At 40.3% G+C, this 16,915-nt stretch carries 12 protein-coding genes, 1 tRNA gene and 1 pseudogene; 8 read left to right on the forward strand and 6 right to left on the reverse strand.

Annotated features, from left to right (window positions below; translation table 11 throughout):
* Positions 1-26 precede the first annotated feature (26 nt).
* The gene (locus tag RMZ95_RS14720) at positions 27-1,031 is read right to left on the reverse strand and encodes a phosphoribulokinase (protein WP_322675356.1); all 1,005 of its coding nucleotides are present in this window, start codon (positions 1,029-1,031) and stop codon (positions 27-29) included.
* A gap of 1,220 nt (positions 1,032-2,251) precedes the next feature.
* Here RMZ95_RS14720 and petH point away from each other — a divergent pair.
* From petH to RMZ95_RS14745, 5 genes are all read left to right on the forward strand, one after another.
* Positions 2,252-3,598 carry a ferredoxin--NADP reductase gene (gene petH, locus RMZ95_RS14725; RefSeq protein ID WP_322682608.1) on the forward strand — a complete coding sequence of 449 codons (1,347 nt, stop codon included), beginning with the start codon at positions 2,252-2,254 and terminating at the stop codon, positions 3,596-3,598.
* Between the two features lie 128 nt (positions 3,599-3,726).
* Entirely contained in the window at positions 3,727-5,013 is a 1,287-nt protein-coding gene (locus RMZ95_RS14730; RefSeq protein WP_322682593.1) for a homoserine dehydrogenase, read from the forward strand.
* 297 nt (positions 5,014-5,310) lie between these two features.
* Positions 5,311-6,453 (forward strand): DUF262 domain-containing protein, encoded by a 1,143-nt coding sequence (locus tag RMZ95_RS14735; RefSeq protein WP_322682592.1) that lies wholly within the window; start codon positions 5,311-5,313, stop codon positions 6,451-6,453.
* Positions 6,450-7,565 carry an AAA family ATPase gene (locus tag RMZ95_RS14740; RefSeq protein ID WP_322682591.1) on the forward strand — a complete coding sequence of 372 codons (1,116 nt, stop codon included), beginning with the start codon at positions 6,450-6,452 and terminating at the stop codon, positions 7,563-7,565. Before RMZ95_RS14735 ends, RMZ95_RS14740 begins: the two co-directional genes overlap by 4 nt.
* 3 nt (positions 7,566-7,568) lie before the next feature.
* A complete protein-coding gene (locus RMZ95_RS14745) occupies positions 7,569-8,522 on the forward strand; it encodes a hypothetical protein (RefSeq protein WP_322682590.1) in 954 nt (317 codons plus the stop codon).
* A gap of 220 nt (positions 8,523-8,742) precedes the next feature.
* Here RMZ95_RS14745 and RMZ95_RS14750 read toward each other — a convergent pair.
* From RMZ95_RS14750 to glcD, 5 genes are all read right to left on the reverse strand, one after another.
* Positions 8,743-8,814 (reverse strand) — tRNA-Lys (locus RMZ95_RS14750).
* Positions 8,815-8,876: 62 nt separating this feature from the next.
* Positions 8,877-11,126 carry a GAF domain-containing protein gene (locus tag RMZ95_RS14755; protein WP_322682589.1) on the reverse strand — a complete coding sequence of 750 codons (2,250 nt, stop codon included), beginning with the start codon at positions 11,124-11,126 and terminating at the stop codon, positions 8,877-8,879.
* 347 nt (positions 11,127-11,473) lie between these two features.
* Entirely contained in the window at positions 11,474-12,040 is a 567-nt protein-coding gene (locus RMZ95_RS14760; RefSeq protein WP_322682588.1) for a hypothetical protein, read from the reverse strand.
* Positions 12,040-13,278, reverse strand: a complete 1,239-nt coding sequence (locus tag RMZ95_RS14765; RefSeq protein WP_322682587.1) for a glycoside hydrolase family 10 protein — start codon at positions 13,276-13,278, stop codon at positions 12,040-12,042. Before RMZ95_RS14765 ends, RMZ95_RS14760 begins: the two co-directional genes overlap by 1 nt.
* A gap of 229 nt (positions 13,279-13,507) precedes the next feature.
* Positions 13,508-14,980 carry a glycolate oxidase subunit GlcD gene (glcD, locus tag RMZ95_RS14770; protein ID WP_322682586.1) on the reverse strand — a complete coding sequence of 491 codons (1,473 nt, stop codon included), beginning with the start codon at positions 14,978-14,980 and terminating at the stop codon, positions 13,508-13,510.
* Positions 14,981-15,204: 224 nt separating this feature from the next.
* On the opposite strand from glcD, the gene RMZ95_RS14775 reads away from it, so the two are divergent.
* From RMZ95_RS14775 to RMZ95_RS14785, 3 genes and pseudogenes are all read left to right on the forward strand, one after another.
* A complete protein-coding gene (locus tag RMZ95_RS14775) occupies positions 15,205-15,441 on the forward strand; it encodes a DUF2281 domain-containing protein (protein ID WP_322682585.1) in 237 nt (78 codons plus the stop codon).
* Complete coding sequence (locus tag RMZ95_RS14780) at positions 15,438-15,827, forward strand: type II toxin-antitoxin system VapC family toxin (protein ID WP_322682584.1); 390 nt, start codon at positions 15,438-15,440, stop codon at positions 15,825-15,827. Before RMZ95_RS14775 ends, RMZ95_RS14780 begins: the two co-directional genes overlap by 4 nt.
* A gap of 337 nt (positions 15,828-16,164) precedes the next feature.
* A pseudogene (locus RMZ95_RS14785) lies at positions 16,165-16,890 on the forward strand (Uma2 family endonuclease).
* The last annotated feature ends 25 nt before the right edge of the window (positions 16,891-16,915 follow it).

Here is a 16,915-nt window from a genome sequence, read left to right on the forward strand (position 1 = left end):
CAAGCTTTGACACAAACACTGCTGCTTTAAACCTGAATCGCTAACTTTGCTTCTGTAGCTGTCAACCGCTCATAAGCAGCACGCATCTTCAAACCTGTAAGCACTTGGAAGAAACCAGTTCCATTATTGGAACCTGGATACTCGCGGTGCTGGAGTAACAAGTGAGTCAATTCACCCTGATATTTTGTGGATGTATTGCTGAGATGGGTTTCGATATAAATGACTTCTTCCAAATTGTCAAATTGACCATCCACCTCTAGTACTGAGACATAGCGACCGTAGTAAACATCTGAACCGTAGTACAGTTGCATACCAGGATAAGAACAGGTCAGCTTGCGTCCACAGGGAGTCCAATTGATTGTTGATCCTTCATCAAATAAGTAAGTTGGATCGAAGCCTTCCTTACCTTCCCGCTGGAGCATACGTACCCGTAAGACTCTACGTTCGGTATCATTTTTGATCAAGTTTGTGGGCAATACCTGAAGAACCACATCAGCAAATTCTCTTTGTGGTTCGATAAATTTATCAAAGTCAGGTTTGCGAGAATTAATTTGTGCTAACACATCTTCGTAGCGATGACCGCGTTCAGCCATATCTCGCTGGATTTTCCAGGCAATTTTGACCTCATCGCTAATGTCAAAATAAACACTGAAGTCGATTAGCGATCGCACCCGCTCATCATATAAAGGATGCAGCCCTTCAACAACTATAATATGATTCGGCTCTATCCGCTCTGGCGGATCGATCAAGCCGGTTTCGTGGTTGTAAATCGGCTTATCAATCGCTTGACCACTTTTGAGCGCTTTAATTTGCTCATACATCAGGTCAAAATTGTTTGCTCTGGGGTCTAGTGCCGTTATCCCCGTTTCTTTACGCTGTTTGCGATCTAGGGAATGATAGTCATCCAAGCAGATAACTGTCATTAACTCTTCACCAAACAAATCGATCAAACGACGCAAAAACGTAGATTTACCGCAACCAGAGTCTCCGGCTACTCCAATCAGTACCACGCGTTCCGGCTTACTTGTCATAAATCTCCTCTAAAATACTAAAGTTGTGTCAATAATTTTTCACACAGCAGATTCTGAAGCCAGGAGTTTACCCCTTTGGTTTATCCTGCGTTCTTGCTACCTAGCACATCTATAAGACACCAAGCAAGTAGACAACAAAGTAATTAAGTTGCTACTTGTCGGACTAGCCTGAATGTTGGTGCCGGTAAGTATTTAATCCTAGTGATATATTTGATTTTAACAGAAGGGGGTATCCCATACAAGATTGCTGTCAAGAAGAATTAATGTGGTTCCTCAATCATTTTTTTGTTAATTTAGTTGTTAATTTAAAAATGGGGATCGTTACTGCCCATCAGTGTTGCACCTTTATCTATCTGCTACTTGTGACTCTATAGAATCAAGCGTATAAGGTATAATTTATTATTGCAGCAAAATTGCTGCAAATTTTCTAATCTTCCTAAATTGTAATTTCTGCTCGACAATACTTAATATATTCAAAGCAAAAATCTATCCAACGAATGAGGAAATAACTTGCATTACCCAAATTATTGGCTGTAAATTTATGAATATGCTCGTATAGAAGCGTTGAGGTTATGGCAAAGTACTGATGCAAGGTTGACAGATTTTTCACATCAAGTGAAACTAATTACAGTTGCTGAAATTATGATTGTCTATCTCGTGATATTTGTGGCTGGAGTTGTCCTAGTTATGTAATTGTCCATAGATAGGTAATGAAGATAGCTAATAACATTCCAGAAGAGTAGTAGATTTGGAGAAGTAAAACCAATTGGAAGAAAACCTTCTTTTCTTGACATTCTCCGATTTAAACCCCTGGAGTAAGCAAGCACAAAGGAAGCTTGTGGAGGATAACTTCGAGCGGTAGCTTCCACCGATTGAAGTAACTCTCCGAGAATATCTACTATTGTGAGTCGATCGTAGGGTACTAAGGTAAAAAGCTATCTCCCTGATGGGGGTGGTAGTTAACGAAAAAAAGATTAAATTGATTCATTATTAACATTCTCCACAAGACTTATCCTTTACCTTAGAAGGTAAACAGGTGTGTTTTTGCTATGCCTGCATGTCTTTGGTGAGTGTACTTAGCAAGGCATTAATTTAATGATGCCGTTTTTCCTTCAGGGCCAGTTTTGTGAAACGAAAATCCGGTAAACTAAAGCTGGCAAGGTAGGGGAATAGTTTTTTTTTGAAAAACGGTTAAGTAAATTATCGGAGTGGTAGAACGAATGTACAATCAAGGTGCTGTTGAGGGTGCTGCCAACACAGAATTAGGTAGCCGCATCTTCCTTTATGAAGTAGTGGGTTTGCGTCAGAGTGAAGAAACCGATCAAACTAACTACCCAATTCGGAAAAGTGGCAGTGTGTTCATCAGAGTGCCTTACAACCGCATGAATCAAGAAATGCGACGTATCACTCGTCTAGGCGGCACAATTGTTAGCATCCAACCCGTAACTGCTCTAGAGCCAGTTAATGGTAAAGCCTCACTTGGGAATGCTAATAGCGTTGTCAGCGAGTTAGCGACATCTGGGGAAAATGCTGACAGTGAAGGGAATGGTAAAGCCACACCTGTAAAAGCTGATAGTGAAACCAAAGGTTTTGCTAAACCACCAGCTGAAGAACAGCTCAAGAACAAGGACAAGAAAGGCAACACCATGACTCAAGCGAAAGCCAAAAAAGACCACGGTGACGTTCCTGTTAACACTTACCGTCCCAATGCTCCGTTCATTGGCAAGGTAGTATCTAATGAACCACTAGTCAAAGAAGGTGGTATTGGTATTGTTCAACACCTGAAATTTGACATTTCCGCCGGGGATTTGAAGTATATAGAAGGTCAAAGTATTGGGATTATTCCACCAGGATTAGACAAGAACGGCAAGCCAGAAAAACTTAGACTCTATTCCATCGCCTCAACTCGTCATGGCGATGATGTGGATGATAAGACAGTATCACTGTGCGTCCGCCAATTAGAATATAAGCACCCGGAAACTAGCGAAACAGTCTACGGTGTTTGCTCCACACACCTGTGTTTCCTCAAGCCAGGGGAAGAGGTAAAAATTACAGGGCCCGTGGGTAAGGAAATGTTGTTACCCGACGATCCTGATGCTAATGTCATCATGATGGCAACCGGAACAGGTATTGCCCCCATGCGAGCTTATCTGTGGCGTCAGTTTAAAGATGCGGAAAGAGCAGCTAACCCAGAATACCAATTTAAAGGATTCTCTTGGCTAATATTTGGTGTGCCGACAACTCCAAACCTTTTATATAAGGAAGAACTGGAAGAAATCGAACAAAAATATCCTGATAACTTCCGCCTCACTCCTGCCATTAGCCGCGAACAAAAAAATCCTCAAGGCGGTAGAATGTACATCCAAGACCGCGTAGCAGAACATGCTGATGAATTGTGGCAGTTGATTAAAAACGAAAAAACCCACACCTACATCTGCGGTTTGCGAGGTATGGAAGAAGGTATTGATGCAGCCTTAACTACTGCTGCTGCCAAGGAAGGCGTAACCTGGAGTGATTACCAGAAGCAACTTAAGAAAGCTCATCGCTGGCACGTAGAAACATACTAAATTAGTCATTAGTCATTAGTCATTTGTCATTAGCAAAGGACGAAGGACAAATGACAAAGGAAGCAGGATAATCAGTAGGTAGGGCAAACGCTCTACCTACAATTGTTATTGGTTAAATTGGGTGCAAAATGGGTGTGAAACTAGGAATACTGGGATTAGGCACCGTGGGAACGGGAACAGTGCAGTTGTTGCAAGATAGTGCTGGGCGTCACCCATTGTTGCAAGAGATAGAAATTTATCGGGTGGGAGTCCGATCGCTAGATAAACCCCGTGCGGTAGAATTGTCTACGGAAGTAATAACAACAGATTTAGAATCTATTGTCAACGATCCAGCGGTAGATATAGTTGTCGAGGTGATGGGTGGATTGGAACCGGCGCGATCGCTCATTCTCAAAGCTTTAAGTAATGGTAAGCATGTAGTCACAGCCAATAAAGCAGCGATCGCCCGCTTCGGAGCAGAAATTTTCACAACTGCCAATCAAGCAGGCGTATACGTGATGTTAGAAGCCGCCGTGGGTGGTGGTATTCCAGTGATTCAACCTTTAAAGCAATCTTTAAGTGTTAACCGAATTCATACTGTAACAGGCATCGTTAACGGTACAACAAACTACATCCTGACGCGGATGCAAACAGAAGGCAGCAACTTTAATGATGTCTTAGCTGATGCCCAGCGCTTAGGTTATGCTGAGGCTGATCCCACTGCTGATGTAGATGGCTTAGACGCAGCTGATAAAATTGCCATCCTGGCATCATTAGGCTTTAGTGGACGCATCAACTTACAAGATGTTTATACTGAGGGCATTCGGCAAGTAAGTAAAACAGATATTGCCTACGCCGAAAAATTGGGATTTGTGATTAAATTGTTAGCGATCGCTAAACGTGATACTCCCTCATCTTCCCTCTCTGTCAGAGTTCATCCTACCTTAGTGCCTCAAGCCCACCCTTTGGCTAGCATCAACGGCGTTTACAATGCCATTCTTGTGGAAGGAGAACCTATAGGGCAAGTAATGTTTTTTGGCCCCGGTGCTGGTGCTGGTGCAACTGCTAGTGCTGTCACTTCGGATATTTTGAATTTAGTTGCTGTTCTCAAAACTAATACAGCAGTTACAAATCCATTATTAACTTGTGGGCATCAAGAATACTGCCAAATTGCGCCGATGGCAGAATTGATAACTCGATTTTACGCCCGTTTCCTCACCAATGACCAACCCGGAGTTATCGGTAAATTGGGTACTTGCTTTGGCAACTATGGCGTTAGCTTAGAGTCAGTTGTCCAAACAGGCTTTCAAGGGGAATTAGCAGAGATTGTGGTTGTCACCCATGATGTGCCAGAAGGCAATTTTAGGCAAGCTTTGGCAGAAATTCGGGAGCTGTCAGCGATCGAAAGCATTCCCAGCTTACTGCGCGTACTTTGAGATTAATGTTTTAGCGATCGCTCGGTGTTAAACCAGAAGCATAGGTTTTTAGCTTTAAGGTGCGATCGCTGTGACTTTACCGGAGGCGATCGCGCCAATTTTTGATTTAGCTGGGGAAGGTAAACAAGTAATAGACTAGTTACCTAAAGGCGCGAAATCTTTTTGTCTATCTGTCATTTGGCAAGATAGTAGGATTGAAATACGCCAGTTAAAAAGCCCCATTTGCTCATGTAGTAACACCAAGCATCACTAATAACTGAGTGAACAAACAATTGTTAATACTAAGGAGTAAGCGCTGTGACAGATTTGAGTAACTACAATGCAGAATTAGCTGATGAAGAAACTTTAGAAGAAGAAAATAATGATGAGGAACAATATGATAAAGTTACTTTTCAATATGATCCTGATAAAATTAATATTACTACAAGACAACCAACTATTGAGCAATTATTAAGACGAATTGATGAAGCAGCACTTGATTTAGCACCTGATTTCCAACGTCAAGCAAATATATGGAATCTAGATGCTAAAAGTAAACTAATTGAGTCTCTTCTGATTCGGATTCCATTACCAGCTTTTTATATAGATGCTACTAATGATGATAAATGGGTAGTTGTTGATGGTTTACAACGTCTATCTGCTTTAAAGCACTTTGTTAGTGATAAAAGTAAAGATAGACTTAAGCTAAGTGGACTAGAATACCTCACAAATCTTAATGGTAAAACTTATGATGAACTAGAACTAAGATATCAACGGCGAATCCTAGAAACTCAACCTACAGTCTATTTAATTGAAAAAGGGACTCCTACAGAAGTCAAATATAATATCTTCAAAAGGATTAATACTGGAGGTGTAGGGCTTTCAAATCAAGAACTGCGTCATGCTCTAAACCCAGGTAAAGCCAATAAATTCTTGCGAGAACTTGCAAATTCTTCAGAATTTATAAAAGTAATTACACTTAGTGAATCTAAAAAAAAGCGTATGGATGACCGAGAGTTTATAGTTGGTTATCTTGCATTTATGCTTACTTCATATAAAGATTATAAAGAAAACACTAGGGATGTATTTTTAAGTGAAGCTTTATCTAAAATAAATAATTTAACTGATTCTGAATTAATAAATATCAAGGAAAAATTTAAAAAAGCAATGCTGGCTGCTTATGATATTTTTGAAGAAAAGGCTTTTCGGAAAATCTCTTATAAAAATAATAGGAAGTTTCCATTAAATAAATCTTTATTTGAAACTTGGTCAATATATTTTAGTCAACTAAACGATAAAGAAATACAAATTTTAAAGCAATACAAACAGAAAATAATTGAGATTTTTATTCAATATATAGATAATGATAAAGAATTTCTTGCATCTATATCCCAAGCTGCTAAAAAAGTTGAGTATAGATTTGAGATTATTGGTAAAATAATTCAGGAAGTACTTTTATGATTCGTTATCTTCGTCTAATTAACTTCAAAAAATTTGAAGATCAGTTGCTTGAATTTAGACCTTTAACACTAATCTCTGGACTTAACAGCACTGGAAAATCTTCTGTGCTTCAATCACTACTATTACTACGCCAATCTTATCAACAGGATTTATTGCCAAAAACTGGCTTGGCGCTAAATGGTGAATTAGTCAGTATTGGTACAGCACAAGATGCCCTTTATGAGGGTGCAAAAGATAACCATATAAGCTTTGAGATTATCTGGGAAAAGTATGAAGGTATATGGGATTTTAATTACAACCCAGATAAGAAAGAAGAAGATGTTTTAAATGTAATTTCAGAACCAAATGAATCTGAAATCCGTCAATCATATATTTTTAGCAAATATTTTCACTACCTTCAAGCGGAACGAATAGGCCCACGTTCATTTAATGAAATATCTGATTATCAAGTCCGAAGACTTAGACAAATTGGTACTAGAGGAGAATATACAGCGCATTTCCTCTATATTTATGGACGTGAAGCAATACCCATACCAAATCTCAGCTATCCACAAGCAAAGTCAATGAATCTGATAGATCAAGTGGAAGCATGGATGAGAGAGGTAAGTCCTGGTATACGTATCGAAATAGAAGCTAACTCAGCGATGGGTTTGGTAACTATTAAATATTTTTATGGAGATAGTAATCGTTACCGTGCAACCAACGTTGGTTTTGGAATTACCTACACTTTATCAATTATTGTAGCTATACTTTCATCTCCTCAGAATACACTAATCCTAGTTGAAAACCCAGAGGCTCATCTTCACCCTAGAGGACAAGCCAAAATGGGAGAACTATTAGCACTAGCAGCTAGTTGTGATATTCAGGTTGTGATAGAAACTCATAGCGATCATGTTTTAAACGGGATTCGTCTTGCGGTTCATGGTGGCATTATTCCCCCGCATTATGTCCAGTTGCATTACTTTCAGCAACAAGAAAAACAAGGACAATCTTTGACAAAAGTAGTTTCACCACGCATTGATCGGAATGGCAGAATTGATCGATGGCCTGATGGATTCTTTGATGAGTGGGAAAAAAGTTTGGATGTTTTGTTAGAACCTGCTGGAGAGTAGATCGTGGAGATTGACCTAGTATTAAATGAACTTTCTCTGCAAAATCCTACCTCTGATAAGCAAACAGCGCGACAATGGATGTCGAACTTCATTAACACTATAAAGGCTGTCAAAGCTCAGGGTGTGAAAGTCTATCTTCGCACTAAAGATAACTTTCATACAACTATACTTGCACCTGACTATCCTTTACGTCGTTGGCTTAATGATCCGGAAGTAGATCAAGTTGAACGAGGTTTTATTAGAACTCTAGCAACAGGAAGTCCTTTCTCAACTAATATTGCAAATTCAGATATTCAAGAGATTGAAAATAATGCTGGCTTGTCTGAATTTTGGCATCAGGGAGAAACTGCAATTGGACTTGGTATTGCTTATATGCTTGATGCGATCGCAGTTAGCTTGCTTTTTGAAGAATGCTGGGATTTAAGCCACCTAGAACTCGCAGCCAGACGAATTGATGAAGATGGAGAGGTAATTGATTACATTGTAGAGATTATTCATGTTAGTCGTAGCAACCATGTGCAGGAACACGCGCAGTGGATACAAAAACGTATTCGTACCGGAGTTATTGACGGTGAGGATCTTTGGAATCGGAGAAAGGAATTATTTCCCAATCTGGAGTTTTGCGAAAATGTCAGCAAACAGATCCAAAACCTTTATTGTAGAACTCCAATGCTCAGGCAGGTTGTAAACAAGTTGTTTGAACTAGAAAACTACTGTAAAACTTGGACAGATGGAGCTTGTGATTTAGACCTGATTCCTAGCAAAGCAACTCCAGAAAGTGACTCTAGACTTCAAAAATTAAAGCTGAAACTAACATTTAAGTGTCCTGATGATGTACATCGTATCTTCAGTTTGCACTTAAGAATGACTGGTGCAGGGGCTTGGCGGCTTCATTTTTCTGAAGAATTAGGGCCAGATAAAATTATCATTGGGTACATCGGGCCAAAAATCCAATAATCTTAAAGCCTAATTATAAAAAGCGATCGCCTACGCGTGCTAAACTCTCACATTTTAAGCGTCCAGTAGGCAAAGTGAGCGTGTCCACTGGAATGCTAGGAGGCAAGAGGGTTTTTATTTAAATTAGTCAAAGCCTTAATTTATCCTCAAAAATAGGGGATTTCAGAGATTGACGCAAGATTCATTTAGGCAAGGGTAAATTTTCAAAGGCTGAAGAGAGTGGGTGACGAGGGATTTGAACCCGCAACCAATAGATTAAGAGTCTACTGCTCTACCGTTGAGCTAGTCACCCGCACGAAAAACCATGATAGCAAACTTCTAACAGATTTGCCAGTGCTATGTCCAAAAAACGAATTAAAGGGGAAATTTGACGGTGAAGGTGGTTTGACCTGCTGCACTCTCTACATAAATTGAGCCGCCTAAATGTCTGACCATTTTCTGCACTAATGCCAATTCCAGCCCCGTGCCGCTATGTTTCCAAGGATCGTGTTTGGAAAGGTGATAAAAAGGTTCAAAAATCCGCGAGAGTTCGTTGCTGGTAAGCTCTATTCCCGAATTGGTAATATTAAGCTCGACTGCATCCCCGATCAACTGAGCAGAGACTGCGATCGCTTCCCCGGCAGGGGTGTATTTGCAGGCATGGTTGAGCAGTTCGGTGACAATCCGCTCCAAATCAGTGATATCTGTCTCTAAAGGCGGCAGCGCCCGATCGACAGTCAGGTTTAACTGCTGTCGCTGGCAGTTGGTGAGGTCTCGAAAAGACTCGATAATGGGATGAAGCCAGCTTTGAAAGTCAATGGCAATCAAGGTTGGGGGATCGGGTTCGGCTTCGAGATATGTGAGTGTGAGTAAGTCGTTAATTAACTTGCTTTCTCGCCCACACTCGTTATGCAGAATCTGCAAGAGTTGCGGCACTATTTCTATCTCTGATATTTCTGCTGGTGTGAGGACACTTTCGAGAGTTTGGACTGCAAGGCTGATGCTGGTTATTGGTGTGCGCAGTTCTTGGGATAAGGTTCTGAGAAATTGGTTTTTGAGCCGATCGCATTTTTCTAGTTCTTTTACCTGTGCCTGGTTTTGTTGGTAAAGCTGGGCTTGACGAATGGCGATCGCACATTCATTTGCTACCTGTTGCATTAGCTCAATTTCAAATTCGTCAAAAGCCTCTTGCGATCGTCTTGTCAGCCAAATATTTCCTAAAATCCCTTGAGTATCGAAAATTGGGCAAGCCATCTGGGACATAACTAGCAACTTTGGTTGCCATTCCGACACAATTTCCAAAAATTGCAATGGTTGTTTTTGCAACAGCGGCTGATAAACTTCAAGATAATCTGCAATCTGTTTAGTTAATCCTTGACATTGGGGCAAATTAATACTGTATTCGTAAGCAATAGTAACTAGAGTTTGACAGGTACTGTAGAGTTCAATTTGGCAACGCTCAAGGTTTAGTAACTTTGCTAATTCCTGGGTAAGTGTCTGCAATACCTGAGTTTGATCCAGACTGTCGCGGATTTGTTCTGTCATCCGTCGCACCAAGGCTTCAAAGTTTCGCACCTGCTGCAACTGACTGATGTGCTTTTGCTTTTGTAACTCCATCTTGGCTTTGAGATCCTGGAGTTGCTGATGAAGTTGTGCCTGTTGGACTGCAACGCCGATTTGAGTTGCCAACTGAAGAGTCAAGTCAGTTTCCGTTTGCTGCCATTGACGCGATTGGTGGCAATGCTGGGCAATCAATAGCCCCCACATATCTTGCTCTTGGAAAATTGGCACGACGAGATTGGCTCTGATCTGCAAAGATGTCAGGAAATCTATATGGCAAGGATGCAAGCCGGCTGCATAAATATCTTCGACAACTTGAATGCAACCTTGTCTGTAGTGTTCTGGATGTTTGCCACTGAAGCAGGGATCGGTGATGTTTTTGCCCAATAGGGGATCGCTGGTAGCTACAGTTGATTCGGCAATGATTACTCCACTACCATCAGTCTCGAAGCAATAAATCAACACGCGATCGCAATTCAAAAATTGCCGCAGTTCAATTGTAGTCTGATGCAGAATTGTCTCTAATTCTACAGATTGGTGAATCCGTCCAGCGATCGCTTCTAGCAGTTGCTCTCGTTCACCCTGAAGTCCAACTGCTTGTTCTGCTTGCTTTACAGAAGTAATATTGCTACTAGTACCAATCAATCGATAAACCTTGGAGTTAGCATCTTTTAGTGGCGTGAGAGTCGTACTCCACCAAGTGGGAACTCCCTGAAATTGCAAACATTGTTCGTAAGAAATAGTTGTGCCGAATTGCACGCAGTCAGCATAATGTTGACGCACCTTTGCAGCATCAATAGCAGAGAGAATATCCTCTGGTTTTTTGCCGCGAAGATCGTCTGAGCGAATCCCTATCCACCGTTCATGAGTGGGATTAAGTGCCACATATCGGAAATCTCCATCCTCCAAAACATCAACTACAAATATTGATGCCTGTACAGAATCGTACATGCTTAGTAGAAACTGCTCGCTACTACTTTTTTCATCTACTTCTGTGCCGAAAAGAATTTGAGGTGGTGATAATTTTGTCAACTCCATAGTTGATTCCACTGGATTTATATTCATGCGAGAGTCCCACTCTTGTATTACTGACTCTTCTAGGCGCTCTCTTGTCGTTAAGCTTGCAGTAGATGCACTTTAGCGCCTATAGCAAAGTATTGTCAGCCGTTGCTCATCGAAATTTTGATCTTTCTCTACTTCTTATCAGAAATCTAGGAAAGCTAATAGGAGTCAGCTTAACAAAATCCTGCTTTTTGAAGGTGAAAATACATTTGCAGGTGAGGGCAAATTTACTGCAATTTATTTTTAACAGTTTTTTAAGATTGTTGCATATATCTAAGTGCAAACCTAAATATATATCAATTAAGTTTATAATTCTTAATAAAAATGCGATCGCTCGCGTCTGTGGCAACTTATAATAATCGCAATTTGTGAGCATTGATTCCTGTGAGGATACCAACTAGCAGCCAAGTAATGCCTAATCCGATGACTTCACCTAAAAATAACTGGGTTAAGTGACGCCAGATCGTCCCGACAGCAGAACCCACGGGGACAGCAACCGCCCAACTTGCCGCAGAGACGAATATCCATCGCCAAGCTAAAGGCTGGGGAATTGCTAACCATTGTGCTAATCCAATCCCCAAGCCGCCAAATGCCCCATAAACCGCCCCTGACAAAATTCTCAGGGGAAGAATCTGAGTGCTAGGTACAATCCAACCCACAGCACCAATACCGATCGCAGTAATAATACTCCAACCCAAAAGACTTGACAAAATCCACCTGACACAATAGACAGGTTCTTTGAGAAGACAACCTTGAGGAAGTGCGATCGCAAATCCGCCAATAGCCGCCTCTACCACCCCAATATCTGGCTTTTCGCCGACTTCAATAAAGAGTAAACTCAATAAAAATCCGCCAAAAGTAGCTAAAGTCCACAGCAACGTAAAGCCAAATCTAGTATTATTAGGCGCGAATGGCATCAAAGTTTCTTTGTTTGTAATAGTCTGACAGTTTTTGCATTAAACATCTCAAAAAAACCTTTGCGTCGCTGTTGGGGTGATTCCGGTACGATGTAACCCCACAGACTCTCCCAGTAGAAAAAGGAGATACCATCAAAATTGCGATCGCGCACTACCTGAACCTGTTCTCTAACTTGTGCCATTTTCACCGGATTACCTACCGTTCCTGTTGATATCCCAATACCTACAGGAATTAGACTTTGAGCCAATTTTATAGATGGAAGTTCTAGTTGAGCGATAAAAGACTTTTTATCATTTCGATACACCTGCAAAATCAACTCATGAACTAAACCTTTTTTTATCCAATTTTCCCAATCTTGCAAATAGTATTTATAAGCAAAAGCTTGATAGTTGGGAGACAGAGATATTTTGATTTTGGGCTTAACTGCTTTGACAGCTTGATAGATTTCTGCCATGAAATCGGTAATTTTGTCTGCCCGCCACCGCATCCATTCTGGGTTAAAAGGGTCGGTAGGGGGACTTTTACCTTGATGTTCTTGCTGGTAGAGTTCAATAGTGAAGCGATCGTAACCGAACTGTACAGGCATCCCAAAATGGTCGTCAAGCTGAATACCATCCACATCATAATCCCTGACTACTTCTAAAATTAACCCTTGGATAAACTCTTGTACTTGTGGATGTAAGGGATTCAACCAAGCTTGTTTAGTTATTAAAAGATTATCGATTTCTTCTGGTGGGGCATCTCGAATAGAATTTATACCTTCTTGCCCAATTGTCAACCAGTCAGGATAACGCCTTGCTAATTGTGAATAATGCGGCGTCATGAACCCGTATTCAAACCAGGGAATGACTCTCAAATCTTTATTTTTGGCAAGTGTAACTATCTTTGCTAAAACATCCTGTCCACCGTGCATGAAGTTAAGCAAAGGTTGAGTTTCTGAACCTGTAGTTATTTTGGCTACAGTACTCTTATAAAAAGTATGTCCTCGGTTCCAAACTACAGGATAAATCGTATTAAAGTTGAGAGTCGATAATTGATTTATGGCACGGTTAATACCCCAAGGGACAAATAGTACACCACTAGCAACATTAGTCAGCCAAACGCCGCGAATTTCTGTAGTTAAAGGACTGGTTTTTTGGGAATAAACTGGCAGTGAAGAGGGTAAAAAACCTGTTAAAGCGACTACTAATCCCAAACACAGCAAGTAAGCAACACAACGGCGAACAACCCGATTCATTTGTAAGCGTGACCTAGTGCGATCGGAATATATATAACTACAAAATAAAGTTGTAATCCTCCGGATGATGTAAAGAAATGATGATTCAGAATTCAGAAGTAAGGAGTCACAATAGTTGAAATAATACGGAACCAGTTTTGGTTATGAATATACTTAACGATACCCAAACCTAATAACTTATGACTCCAAACTCCAAACTCCTGAATTCTGACTCCTGAATTCTTTCTTCTTAAAATCTTTCCACACCTTCAAATTGCTTGAGTGCCGATGCATTTGCTGCTTCTCCACAAGTTCGTGGTGTGGGGAATATCTTTTCAGGATTTGCTAAACCTTTAGGATTAAAAACTTGTCGCACCCATTGCATAGTTTCTAAATCAACTTGGCTAAACATCTTTGGCATATAGCACCTTTTCTCTGCACCGATGCCATGTTCACCAGAAATACTACCACCGACTTGAACACAAAGGGTAAGAATTTTCCCACCCATTTCTTCTACTTGCTCTAATGCACCAGACACAGAATTATCATAAAGAATTAGCGGATGAAGATTGCCATCCCCAGCATGAAATACATTAGCAACCCGATAACCATATTGTTTACTTAATGCCTCAATTTCATGCAAAACATAAGGCAACTGAGTCCTGGGAATTACACCATCTTGTACATAATAATCTGGACTTAAATGCCCCGCCGCAGCAAAAGCTGCTTTACGTCCTTTCCATAATTTCAATCGGGTTTCTGGGTCAGTAGCAGAAGTGACATTCCGTGCCCCATTTTTTTTACAAATTTCGGTAACTCGCTGCTTATTCCCTGCGACTTCCACTTCTAAACCGTCAATTTCTATTAGCAAAATAGCAGTAGCATCGCGGGGATAACAATTAGTTGCGACAACATCTTCAACTGCATTGATGCTGAAGTTATCCATCATTTCCATACCACCAGGAATAATCCCGGCACTGATGATGTCAGAAACAGTTGCCCCGGCAGCTTCAATACTGGTAAAATCTGCCAAAAGCACACAAATTGATTCTGCACTTTTAAGAATTCGCAAAGTAATTTCTGTAGCAATTCCTAAAGTGCCTTCGGAACCAACAAACACACCTGTTAAATCATAACCAGGCATTTCTGGAATTTGTCCGCCTAAATCGATAATTTCCCCTTCTGGTGTGACAATTTTTAATCCTAAAACGTGGTTAGTAGTAACACCGTATTTGAGACAATGTACGCCACCAGAATTTTCGGCAATATTGCCCCCAATAGAGCAGATAATTTGACTAGAAGGGTCAGGAGCGTAGTAAAATCCAGCACCACTAACAGCTTGTGTTACCCAACTATTAATCACTCCTGGTTGTACAACTGTCCGTTGATTTTCTAAATCAATGCTGAGGATTTGCCGCATTAATGAGGTAACAATTAAAATAGAATCTTCTACTGGTAAAGCGCCGCCAGATAGACCAGTGCCAGAACCGCGTGCGATGAAGGGTATAGAATATTGGTTGCATATCTTCACCACTTGGGCAACTTGTTCTGTAGTTCTGGGTAAAACCACCACAGCCGGACGTTGGCGATAACCAGTTAAACCATCGCATTCATAGGTAATGAGTTCTTCGCGGCGTTGCACCACACCATTTTTGCCAAGGACAGCCTCAAATGCTTTGAGAATGGGTTTCCAGTTGCGTTGTTTTTTATCTTGGGTAAGCATAGTTTTTTAAAGTTCAAGGTAGATGTTGCAGGCTGGTTAGTATAGCTGTAATTACTATTGTTGCAAGAATAGCAGTCAAAAGTGCGTAAGTGCGATCGCATAATTTGAGTACGGAAGGTGCCATGTCTCTTAAGGAATGCATTGAATGATGGTAGAATTTAGATATTCTGTTAATTGTGGAGCTACAGTAACATAGAGTCAGACATTTAACAGGAAAGTGTGAAATGACTTACCAAGTTTTAGATTCCACCTCAAAATTAATTGCAAAGGTGCAAACCCTAGCACCCGAACAGCAACAACAGGTGTTAGATTTTGTTGACTTTTTAGCACAAAAATATGCTCAACCCCAACAACCACCACAGAAACGGGTACTAGGTTTAAACCAAGGTAAGATTTGGATAAGTGATGATTTTAATGATCCTTTACCTGATGAATTTTGGTTAGGTGAAAGTAAGGGATGAAACTGTTATTAGACACTCATGTAATTATTTGGTCAGCAGGAAATCCAGAAAAACTATCTGAAAGAGTTAAAAACTTATTAATAGATACTAACAATTTTTGGGTAGTTAGCATAGCTACTGTTTGGGAATTACAAATAAAATCTCAGCTTGGTAAGCTAAATTTAAGCTCGTCGCTTCCTAATTTTATCGAAACTCAACAGCGAGTGAATAATTTACAAATATTACCTATTGAATTGACTCATATCTATGCTTTAAAAGCTTTACTAAGCCATCACCGCGACCCTTTCGACCGAATTTTAATTGCTCAGGCAATAGCTCAAAAGATGCCTTTGTTAAGTATAGATACAGTCTTTGATGCATATCCAGTTCAAAGGTTATGGGAGTAAAAACACAGATTCTATAGGCTGAGATTGCGATTGCATTTGATTAAAAGTAAGTGCGGTCGCATGATTGAACTATAGATACAATATGGGTTCTCCATTTTATTCAGGAACACCAATTTGTCTGTCTTATTTATCTCTCCAATATCCTTTTACTTCAGTCCCATCCTTACGACGATAACCTTCGACATATATTTTGCCATGAAAGTTATTTAATGTCTTACTAAACAAACAAGTACGGCAAGGAAACCTCTATATTGCCACAACCTCTATCTTTCATTAATCAACTAACCTAAAAAATCAATTAACCTAGAAATAACGCTCTCAAATACTGGATAAAATCATGGTTCAGCAAGTTTTAATCAATGATGATGATTACTATGTGCCAGATGCCAACCAGCTAGTCACTGAAGATGAAACTTTAGATAATTTTGCTACTTCCAAACAGAAACGCCTTTTAATTAGTTCTCTTTACAGTTCTTTACAGCAGTAAAGTTTTTTAGCAGCAGCTAATGTCGGTATTTACCATACAGATGAACAACCCGCAATTGTCCCCGATGTTTTTCTTAGCTTTGATGTGCAATTATATCAAGATTGGTGGGAAAAACAAAATCGCTGTTATATGGTTTGGCGTTTTGGCAAACCTCCAGAAGTCGTGATTGAAATTGTCTCTAATAAAGAAGGTGATGAACTTGGGAAAAAGCTGAAAATTTATGAACAAATGCGGGCTAGCTACTACATCGTATATGACCAAAATCAGCAATTAGGAGAAAAAATCCTGCGTGTTTATGAACTTAGAGGAAGGCGCTACTTTGAAACTTCAGAAAATTGGTTAGAACAAGTTGGTTTAGGTGTAACTTTGTGGGAAGGTAAATTTGAAGATAGACAAGATACTTGGTTACGCTGGTGCTACCAAGATGGTAATGTTTTATCGACTGGAGATGAACGGGCCGAACAGGAACAACAACGTGCCGAACAAGAACGACAACGCGCCGAACAAGCAGAACAACGCACCCAATTGCTAGCAGATAGGCTACGGGCTATGGGCGTAGATCCCGACAATCTGTAGAACACTCACTGTAAAGACGCAAATA

Source organism: Nostoc sp. DedQUE07 (assembly GCF_034530975.2).
Taxonomy (GTDB): domain Bacteria; phylum Cyanobacteriota; class Cyanobacteriia; order Cyanobacteriales; family Nostocaceae; genus Nostoc.